The following is a 10,765-nucleotide window of genomic DNA, read 5'->3' as shown; positions in this document are numbered from 1 at the left end:
ACCCGCACCACCCACATACAACTCACCCACCACACCCGGAGCCACCAACCGCAACCCACCATCCAGCACATACACCCGCGTGTTCCACACCGGCCGGCCGATCGGCGGAACCACCCCACCCACCAACACATCGCTCAACGTCACATACACCGTCGTCTCGGTCGGACCGTAGGCATTGACCAAGCGCCGGCCCACCGACCACCGGGCCACCACATCCGGCGCACACGGCTCACCGCCCAACACCAGAACACGCAGACTCGGCACGTCAGAGGGGTCCACACCAGCCAACACACTCGGCACAAGCCAGGCATGAGTGACGGAATGCTCCTGCACGAGGCTCGCCAGACGGCCCGCCACATCCACACGCGAACCGGCATCCGGCACCACCAACCCCGCACCCGACACCAACGCCACCATCAGCTCGCACACCGCCGCATCGAAACTCGGCGAAGCGAACTGCAGCACCCGACTGCCCACACCCACACCGAACCGGTCAGCCTCCAGCACAACCAGACTCACCAGCCCGGTGTGCGTGACACTCACACCCTTCGGCCGACCCGTCGACCCCGACGTGTAAATCACATACGCCAGACCGGTCAGCAGCAGGGCTCCGCTCCGGTCCTGATCGGTGAGGTCCACCTCCGCCATGGACTCCGCCGCGGCCATCACGGCAGCATCGTCCACACACAGCACACGCCCGGCGTCCCACACCGGCAGCCCCGACGCCACCTCACCCGTCGTCAGCACACACACCGGCTCCGCGTCCCGAAGCATGAACGCAATCCGCTCACCCGGATAATCGGTGTCGATCGGCAGGTACGCGCCGCCGGCCTTCAGCACCGCCAGCACCGCCACCACCATGTCCACCGACCGCGGCAGCGCCAGACCCACCAGACGCTCCGGACCCACACCCCGCTTCACCAACACCCGCGCCAGCCGATTCGCCCGCGCATTCAACTCGCCATAACTCACACGGGCATCACCACAGATGACCGCCACCGCATCCGGCGTCCGCGCCACCTGAGCCTCGAACAACTCCGACGCCGTACCAACCGGCACCCCACGAGCCGTGTCATTGAACTCAACCAGCAACCGCTCCCGCTCACCGGCAACCAGCACATCGACCACAGCAACCCGCTGAGCCGGATCGGCCACCATCGCTTCGGCCAGTCGGCACAACCGGTCCAGCATCTGCCGTGCAGTGGCTTCGTCGAACAGATCGGTATCGTGCCCGAGCCGAAGACGCATCTTCTTTCCCGGCAGCAGACAGAGGCCCAGCGGATAGTGCGGAATGCCGTATTCATCGGCACTGGTAATCGAGAGATCCGTGCGGTCGTAAATACTGTCGGCATTGGACGGGTAGTTCTCGAACACATAGAGGGTGTCGAAGAGTTCACCCTGGCCGGCCGCACGCTGGATGTCGGTCAGGCCCAGGTACTGGTGGTCGCTGAGACGGGCCTGCTCCTCCTGCACCCGGGCCATCAACTCGGTCAGCGACTGCGACGGATCGAGCCGGACACGCACCGGAACCGTGTTGATCAGCAGACCGACCATCTGCTCGATACCGGGAATCTCCGCAGGCCGCCCCGACACCGTCATACCGAAGACGACATCGTCCTTGCCCGTCAGCCGGGCCAGCAACAACGCCCACGCGCTCTGCATCACCGTGTTCACCGTCAGCCCATGCCGACGCGCCAACTCCGTAACCCCAGCACTGACCTCGCCACTCAACTCGACCGTGGTCAACTGGTGAGCGCGCGCTTGTGGCCGGTGCCCGGCAGGTGCGATCCGGGTCGGCTCCACCCCGGCCAACGTCTCGCGCCACACTGTTTCAGTAACCGTATTGTCCTGTTTCGCGAGCCAGGCCAGGTGCCTGCGATAGGGCACCGGCAGGGGCAGCCCGCCACCGTTCCCACCCCGCGCGTAGAGGTCGAACAGCTCCCGCAGCACCAAGGGCAGCGACCAGCCGTCCAGCAGAACGTGATGAGTCGTGATCACGAGCTTGTGCCGGTCAGCGGCAAGCCGCACGACCACGAAACGCATGAGCGGCGCGCTCGCTATGTCGAATTGGACAAACTGCTCCTCTTCCAGCAGCTGCGCCACCCGCTCGCGCTGATCGACCTCGGTGTGGTCGATCAGATCGAGCTCACGCCACGGCACGGTCACCGAGCCTGCGATCACCTGCACCAACTCACCGCCGCTGCCCTGGCGGAAGGACGCCCTCAGGCTGGCGTGCCGGTCGATCAGTGTCTCGACTGACCGCCGCAGTACCTCCACATCCAGCGCACCAGCCAGATCCACGACCTGCTGGGTGTTGTAGACGTCAGCGGCGTCCTCGTCGAACAGCGTGTGGAACAACAGCCCTTCCTGCAACGGCGACAGCGGCAGCACATCCTCGACCACCACGTTCTCGGCCGCCCACTCATCGAGGTGCATCTGGTCGGCGCCCACCAGGAAGGGTTCGTTCACCGCCCCGTCCGCCGCGGTCAAGTCATCGGCGAGGGCCGCCAGCGCCATGACGGTCTGGTGCTCGAAGACCAGCCGCGAGCTCAGTTCCAGCCCCGCCTCGCGGGCGCGCGACACCAACTGGATGGAGGAGATACTGTCCCCGCCCAGGGCGAAAAAGCTGTCATCGATTCCCACCCGCGGCAGGCCGAGGACCTGTGCGAACAGTCCACACAGCAGCTCCTCCCGGCTGTTGCGTGGTCCCCGCTCCGACACAAGGCCCGCGAGATCAGGTGCCGGGAGCGCCGCACGGTCGAGCTTGCCGTTCGCTGTCAGCGGCAAGCTGTCCACGGTCACCAGTACCGACGGCACCAGGTACTCCGGCAACCGTCCGCGCAAGTGCTCACGCAGGTCAGCAAGCAGCTGTCCGGTCGTACGGAATCCCAGCGGGTCGTTCACCAGGTCCTGCAGCCGTCCGCCGACGCCGTGCGGACGATATACGTCCGTGTACACGGTGGTACCCCCGCGCGTCGCGGCGCCCGATGGCTTCGACTCACGCGTGACGTCCTCCGGCCCGGCCTGGGGAAGGATCACCGCGTCGAAAGCGTGCGCGCCGTGCCGGGACCACGTCGTCAGAACGCGGCAACCGTGTCGCGCGCACCAGTCGTGCAACGCTTCGGGATCCACTCGTGCCGGCTCTTCGGCCTGGCCGAACTCGTCGATCTCGCCTGTCTGGGGGGCGCCTTCGTACCCAGCCCTGCGCTCCGCACCGTCCAGGAGCAATTGAGTCCGCTGCGGTGACGCCCCCTCGGCCAGCGCACGCTCGGCGGTGGCCTCGGCTGCCAGGCGGCGGTTCGTGATACCGGTAAGCCTTATCGGCCCGGTCCCCGGGGACTGTCCGGACGGATCAGCTTGCTCCAACAGCCCGGCCAGCGTACGGAACAAAGCCTCCGGGGTGTTTAGTTCGCCCTCGCCCCAGACCAGTTCGGGGATGTCCTCGAGGGATACCACGTCCTCGCAAGCCGACACGGCATCCCCGGTCGTCCGCGTCTTGTGCAGTGCCACTTCGTAGCGGTGCCTGGTCAGCTCGTTGTGATCAGCTCCCCGCTTCAGGCGGATATCGACCGCTACGACGTCGGAGCGGCCCTCGGCCCACACGGCGAAGAAGTCCGGTTCTATGACCAGTTCCTTCTCCATCGCCATGGACTGTTCAACGGCCGCACGGAGCTGAGCGTTGTCCGCGGCAGCCGCGGCGGAACCGGTTCGGATCGCGGTGTGGAAGGCCCGCAAGGATGCCCGATTGCGGACGTCACCGATGAAGATCCGGCCACCGGGGGCCAACGCGTTGAGCGCGCCGTCGAGGACCTCGGCGAGGTAGTCGGCATCAGGGAAGTACTGCACGATGGAGTTCAGCACCACGGTGTCGAACCGGCCGGTGGGCAGCCCCTCGAAGTCGACAGCGGGCTGACAGCGCAACGTGACCCTGTCGCCGTAGCCGGCCGCGTTGACCTGGTCGGTGAGTCGGTGGATCGCCGACGCGGAGAAGTCCGTGGCCCAGTATTCCTCCACGTGCGGCACCAGCGGTCCGAGCAGGAGGCCGGAACCGACGCCGATCTCCAGCACCCGGCGTGGCGCGGCCTCGGTGATCCTGGCGACGGCGGCGTCCCGCCAGGCACGCATCTCGCGCAGGGGAATCGGTGCACCGTCGTAGGAATTGTTCCAGCTGACGAAGTCCTCGCCGAGTCCGGCTTTCCCCGCTTCTTCTCCGGAGTAGACGGAGTCGTACATCTTGCGCCATTCACCCACCTGCTCGGCTGCGGCGCCCGCGACGGTGTCGGGATCGGCAGCGATGCCGACGGGTACGACGTAGCCGACGAGGCGCTTGTCGCCCGGCCGGTCCTCCCGGACCACCACCGCCGCCTGAGCCACACCGGGCTGCTCGGCCAGGACCGCTTCGATCTCCCCGGTCTCGATCCGGAAACCACGGACCTTGACCTGGTCATCCGCACGCCCGACGAACTCCAACTGCCCGTCCGCACCCCACCGCACCAGATCCCCCGTGCGATACAACCGCCCACCCGCCGCACCGAACGGATCCGCCACGAACCGGCCCGCCGTCAGACCCGCCCGGTTCAGATACCCCCGCGCCAGACCCGCACCACCCACATACAACTCACCCACCACACCCGGAGCCACCAACCGCAACCCACCATCCAGCACATACACCCGCGTGTTCCACACCGGCCGGCCGATCGGCGGAACCACCCCACCCACCAACACATCACTCAACGTCACATACACCGTCGTCTCGGTCGGCCCATAGGCGTTGAACATCCGCCGGCCCACCGACCACCGCGCCACCACGTCCGGTGCACACGGCTCACCACCGACCAACAGAACACGCAGACTCGGCATGTCAGAGGGGTCCACACCAGCCAACACACTCGGCACGAGCAGGGCATGAGTGACGGAATGCTCCTGTACGAGGCTCGCCAGACGGCCCGCCACATCCGCACGCGAACCGGTATCCGGCACCACCAACCCCGCACCCGACAGCAACGCCACCATCAGCTCGCACACCGCCGCATCGAAACTCGGCGAAGCGAACTGCAGCACCCGACTGCCCACACCCACACCGAACCGGTCAGCCTCCAGCACAGCCAGACTCACCAGCCCGGTGTGCGTGACACTCACACCCTTCGGCCGACCCGTCGACCCCGACGTATAAATCACATACGCCGCACTCTCCGCCCTCAACGACCCCAGCCGCTCTCCCGCAGCCAGATCCTCAACCTCCATGGCCGTCGTCTCCGCGGCCACCTCGTCATCATCCACACACAGCACGCGCGCGGCGTCCCACACCGGCAGCCCCGACGCCACCCCACCCGTCGTCAGCACACACACCGGCTCCGCGTCCCGAAGCATGAACGCAATCCGCTCACCCGGATAATCGGTGTCGATCGGCAGGTACGCGCCGCCGGCCTTCAGCACCGCCAGCACCGCCACCACCATGTCCACCGACCGCGGCAACGCCAGACCCACCAGACGCTCCGGACCCACACCCCGCTTCACCAACACCCGCGCCAGCCGATTCGCCCGCGCATTCAACTCGCCATAACTCACACGAGCATCACCACAGATGACCGCCACCGCATCCGGCGTCCGCCCCACCTGAGCCTCGAACAACTCCGACGCCGTACCAACCGGCACCCCACGAGCCGTGTCATTGAACTCAACCAGCAACCGCTCCCGCTCCACCGGCGCAAGCAGATCGCGTCCCTCCAGGGGAGTGCCGGGCCGGTCGACCAGCTCACTGGCACAGGCCAGGAACCGCTGCGCATGGAGTGTCATTTCCTCGGCCGAGTAAATCTTCGAATTCGCTTCGATCTTCAGTCCGATCGTCGATGCGGATCCGTCGGCTCCTCCATGGAGATGCAGGGACAAATCGCGCGCGGATGCGGAAGCGAGTACCTGAGTGACGGTCCGGTACTCGGCGAACGAAAGTCGCGTGTCGAGGAATTCGACGAGCATGCCGATTTTGCGGGACACCTGATCCACGAGTTCGGAAAAGCTCATCGAATCTGTCACGGCGACGTGCAACGGCACGTGTGCCGGCTTCGCCATGGAGACCCGCGCGGAGCCAGTCGGACGAGCGGGTACGGGGACGTCCACGATCACGTCGTTGACTCCCGTGATCGCGTCGTCGATCGCCGTCATCCGGTGCGCGTAGACGGCGGCAGCCGCTATTCCGAGTACGGGCCACGGCCGGCCCAGCCTCTCGGCCGCTCTACGGACCTTCGCCACCAGGTCGAGCGGCAGTGTTGTCGAAATACTCTGGACGGGTTCCGCCGAAACGCTCGGGCCTTGCCCGAGATTTGTGGGCGCGGGAAGTTCCGTGAAGGCTTGCGACCAGTACGCCTGGGCGCGCTTCAGCCGCGCAGGACTGAGGGATTCCTCAGTCCTGTCGAACCACTCTGCCCCGTCAGTTCCTTCAATTCCTTCGCCTTCTTCGACATCCCCTGGCAGGTCCCCCCGGCTCAATGCCGAATACGCGTCGGCGATGCGCTCGCAATACACCATGGCATGGTGCTCGTCGAGCAGGGCGCGATGAAAGCGGACGTAGAAGGTGAACTGCTGGTCCGGCAGCAGGAACAGCGCGTGGTTCAACAGAGCCTCGCCGGACATGAGGTCACCGACCTGGGCCACGTCACCGTCCACCCATGCCTGAGCCACGTCTTCCGCGTCAGACACACTGGTCAGATCCATGACGTGGAGGCAGGGCCGTAGCGCTTCGTCATGCTGGGTCGCCGAGCGAATCGCCCGCTCCAGAAGGTCGCGATCCAGATGGCCCGCACCCGAGAAGGAGATGGCGCAGTTGTACTGCACGCTATTCGGCTCGCGCCGTCGCGCAACTCCTACGCCGAACTGAGCTGGCAATGCAGGCTGAAGGATTTTCCTGGTTTCCTGCATGACCTCTCCCCACTCCCTCTTGCAACGTGCTTGACCGGCTCAAAAAATGTTGCTCAGCAGCGGCAGGGACGCAGCACCGCGCTACAGACGTCACTGAAAGTGCGACCTCGCCACACAAACGAGGTCAGGCTAGGACGCGCGCTCCTCGATTCGGCCTCACGCCGTCCTCTTCCATGACCCAAGCGCGGCTGCGGGCTACCTGTGCTGTCCCGCCGGGCCCGGTTCGGAGGGCAGCACCCTGTCCCTAGCCTCGATTCGGGCGGGATCGAGGGCGATCTGGACGATCTCGAGCCAGACCTCGTTCTGGGCTGTTGTGCGGAGGGGCAGGTTGCGCAGGCCGGTGGCTCGGGCGGCCAGGATCCGGTCCTCGGTCCTGGCCCGCAGCCGGTGACGGAGCGCCCAGTTGAGGATCACGGACGCGGACGGCATGCGGATCACGTGCTTCGCGACCAACACACCCGGCCGGCCGATCGCCGTCCAGGAGCTTGCCGGTGAGCTCGGCGACCCAGGCCCCGTCACGCACCTCACCGTCAATCTCGACGGCCGGGGTCCAGGCTGAGGCGGGGATTTTCAGTACACGTCCGTGGATCGCTTCGGTGATCACCATGCCGACCGAGTAGGACAGCCATCGCCCTCGCCTGGCGAGCCAGGACACGAAGTCGTGGGTGCCGCCCGCGGAGTCGGTGCGGATCAGGGCCTGGCGCCCTCGCCGGTAATGCTTGGGCAGTTGAGCCAGGGCGAGTTGGGCGGTGGTGATGTGGTCGGCTGCCGTGTTGGAGCCCGCGTTTCCCGGCCTGAGGCAGCAACGGGCTCACCGGTTTTGCCATGACCGTAGGTCTTCTTCCAGGTTGCGGCCGCGTCCTCCTTGCCGGAGTGGGCGATCACGAGGACACCGTCGAGATCAACCGTGACCTGGCCGTCGACGTCCGGGGCATTCTCGCCGGCCAACGACCAGGCACGGCGACGGACTTCGGAGGGTGCGGACCGGATAGCCTGCAGGGCCTTCTCGCCAGAGGCGGCGAGGGTGTCGATCAGGCGGGAGATGGTCGGGTCGGAGGCGACCGGGGCCGAAGACGGCCGGCTCACACCGCAGCATCGCGACGTCCGCGAGGCAGTCCCCGCCCAGTGCGACCGCCAGGGCGACGTCCAGGAGGGCCTTGCCGGGACCGTGGACGGCCCGCGGTTTGCGCCGCGGAGCCAGAGCCTGGGATATTGCCTGGTCAAGACCGGTCTGGCGGACCGTTTCGACGAGCACGACGGCCCTAGCCTGGGAGGCGACCTGACGGCCGCCGTCCTGTACACGGACACGGGGGTAGGACCCGATAGAGCGCTTCACCTGGGAAGTGCCTCCGGCGGTGGCAGGAACAAGGACCTCGACAATCCTCATTCTTGCTGGTCAGGGCACTTTCTGCTTTCCTGACCGCCTGCCGGACAGCCCGCTTCATGAAAGCGCGAGGTTAACGGGAACCTGGTTGAGCACCCAGAGCCCGATCAGAATGGCCAGGGTGAACAACACAATCACAAGGACGGCGAGGATGTGCCGACGCCGTCGTTCCCTGCGCACCCAGTCTCCGCGTGCGGCACGGTACGCGTCAGGTGCGGGCTGTACCCCTTCCGCCAATGCCTCGAAAGCCTCGCGAAGCTGTTGTTCGGTGCCCGGCGGAGGTGTCGGCATAGCGGAATTACTCACAGTCGGGCCTCCATCGCCTGAGTCAGTGCGGCGACACCACGTGCGGTGTGCGTTTTGACCGAGCCGCACGATATGCCCATCGCTTGCGCGATTTCCTGTTCTTTCAGCCCCAGCCAATGACGCAGGACCAGGGCCTCCCTCTGCCGGCGCGGAAGCCGGTTCAGCGCGGAGATGAGCGCACGCTGGTCCTCATGGAGAAGGGCCGAGCTCTCCGCGGACGCCACCGCGTCGACCGGCGGTGCCTCCACATGCTTCCGCACGACCTGCAGATGGCGTATGCGCATCCGCGTCAGATTGCATACGACGGAGCGCAGATAGGCCTCAGAGGCACCCGTGTCGCGCAGTTTGCGCCATTTTCGATAAACCTGGTAGTAGGCCTCGGCCACGATGTTCTCGGGGTCGTCGGCGCCGAGGAGCGTGGCCAGCCGAAGCATCGAGGTGTAGTGACGGTCGAACAGCTGGGACAGCGCGGCTTCGCGTTCCAGCTCGTCCGGGTCCACCAGGGGCGGTCCGTCGCCGTCCTGCGTGCCACTGTTCTTCGTGAGCTCGACGTCCGTGACGGTCGGTGACAACGGGGGATACGCGTTCTGGCGAGCCCGTTTCATAAACTGCTCGTTCCCTTCTCTGGACTGCGCCTGAGATTCAGACGCGACGGAAGAGCGGTGGCGTCCGCACCGCGGGGTGCGCCGATACGGTCGGACGTCGGAGTGAGGACCACGGCAACCAGGACGTTGAGCAGGGCTCGTTGGTGGAGCCACCGTGTGAACAGCCCGACGGTCACGGTGGGGAAGGTCTGCAGGATCCAGACACCGCCGAGGAGTTGAAGGTTGATGGCGGCCTGGTCGCGGGCGCCGTAGACGGAGGCGACCGCGCCGAGTTGCGCCGTCAGTGACAGCCAACGAGCCATTCGCACCGGGCGCTTGGGTGTGGCGGTGGGGTGGAAGTAAGCGACGTAGACGTTCCGCACGAACAGGGATGCCGCCGCGATCGACATCATCGCGGCGGGGACCAGTGCGCCCAGCGTCATGACTCCGAAAACGAGTCCGGCCGGCAACGGGGACATGAGGTGCTCGACGAGCAGCGGAACGGCGGCCTCGGCGCGCCCGGGTGGCGGGCGGATTCCCACGGCGAGCATTCCGAACAGGCCGAGTACCTGTCCAGGCCGGCAGGGCGACGCTGGCCCTCCGTAGGGTCTCGGTGCCCGAGGCGGCGAAGGCCGCGGTGAGCACGTGCGGGTACACCAGCAGCGCCAGGGCAGAGCCGAGAGCGAGCGTGAGGAAGGCGCTCTGCTGATCCGGCGCCAGGGTGAGTGAGGCGTCGGAGGCCCCGCGAGCGGCGAGTCGGTGCGCGGCCCGCTGGAGCATGTTCCCCGGTCCGTCCAGCCGGACGAGGACGAGCGCCGTCACCGCGAAGGCGGAGCAGAAGATCGCGATCCCTTTGAGAGCCGAGAGAGCCGTCGGCGTACGAAGGCCATGGCGGTAGGTCGCCACAGTCAGCACGGCGAACAGTCCGAACATGATCAGGTCACTGGTCGCTCCTCGCGGATTCAAATCCCCGACGGCCGGCACGGCGCGCACGCCGAGCAGTTGCAGTGCGAGATACGGCATGGTGGCCAGGATCCCGGTGAGGGCGACTGCCAGGGCCAGCGGCGGTGACCCGTAGCGGCCGTGGACGAAGTCGGCCACGGTCACGTAACCGTGTTGTCGTGCGACCGCCCAGAGCCGGGGCAGGAGGAAGAAGGCGAGCGGACCGACGATCACTGTGTAGGGCAGGGCAAAGAAGCCTGACGCGCCGTCGCTGTAGACCAGGCCGGGCACGGCGGCGAAAGTGTACGCGGTGTAGATCGCGCCGCCCAGCAGGAGCCAGGTCCATACCGTCTTCAGTTTCCGGTCGAGCAGGGCCCAGTTCTCGAGCGAGGGCAGGTCGTCGGTTCGGCGGAACCTGCGCGCGAGAACGGTCAGGACCGACGCCCCGCCGATGACGGAGACCAGGCCCGCGAGCATGGCTTCTTCAGGCATCAGTCACCGTCCCCCCGTTAGACATGCGCAACTTCTTCTCATGAGTTGCGCGACCGTGCCAATGGGAGGACAGCGAGAGCCACGGAAACCAGCCAAAAACTGGCGCCCCGACCGGTGGCGCAGGCGGCTCGGCGCGGTATAG

3 protein-coding genes and 2 pseudogenes are annotated in these 10,765 nt (G+C 66.6%); all 5 read right to left on the bottom strand.

All coding sequences use genetic code 11. From position 1 onward, the window contains the following. A partial coding sequence (locus tag AC07DF_RS41045) for an amino acid adenylation domain-containing protein (protein ID WP_478982665.1) occupies positions 1–6,915 on the bottom strand: 6,915 nt, incomplete at its 3' end. A 264-nt stretch (positions 6,916–7,179) separates the two neighbouring features. Continuing rightward, a pseudogene (locus AC07DF_RS41040) lies at positions 7,180–8,251 on the bottom strand (transposase); the annotation flags it as partial. Between the two features lie 105 nt (positions 8,252–8,356). Continuing rightward, positions 8,357–8,590: a hypothetical protein gene (locus AC07DF_RS41035; protein WP_478982670.1), complete on the bottom strand. Its 234-nt coding sequence runs from the start codon at positions 8,588–8,590 to the stop codon at positions 8,357–8,359. An 11-nt stretch (positions 8,591–8,601) separates the two neighbouring features. Continuing rightward, complete coding sequence (locus AC07DF_RS41030) at positions 8,602–9,210, bottom strand: RNA polymerase sigma factor (protein WP_478982663.1); 609 nt, start codon at positions 9,208–9,210, stop codon at positions 8,602–8,604. Next, positions 9,207–10,623 (bottom strand): annotated as a pseudogene (locus tag AC07DF_RS41025) (sodium:solute symporter family protein). Before AC07DF_RS41025 ends, AC07DF_RS41030 begins: the two are co-directional and overlap by 4 nt. Positions 10,624–10,765 lie beyond the last annotated feature (142 nt).

It is taken from the genome of Streptomyces sp. NPDC044719 (genome assembly GCF_056433405.1).
Note: the sequence above shows the minus strand (reverse complement) of the source record. Positions and strands in the feature narration are given on the sequence as shown.

What these genes read in the sequence shown, in the direction of transcription:
- AC07DF_RS41035 (WP_478982670.1), bottom strand. Translation starts at nt 8,590, where the DNA reads ATGCCGACACCTCCGCCGGGCACCGAACAACAGCTTCGCGAGGCTTTC.
- AC07DF_RS41030 (WP_478982663.1), bottom strand. Translation starts at nt 9,210, where the DNA reads ATGAAACGGGCTCGCCAGAACGCGTATCCCCCGTTGTCACCGACCGTC.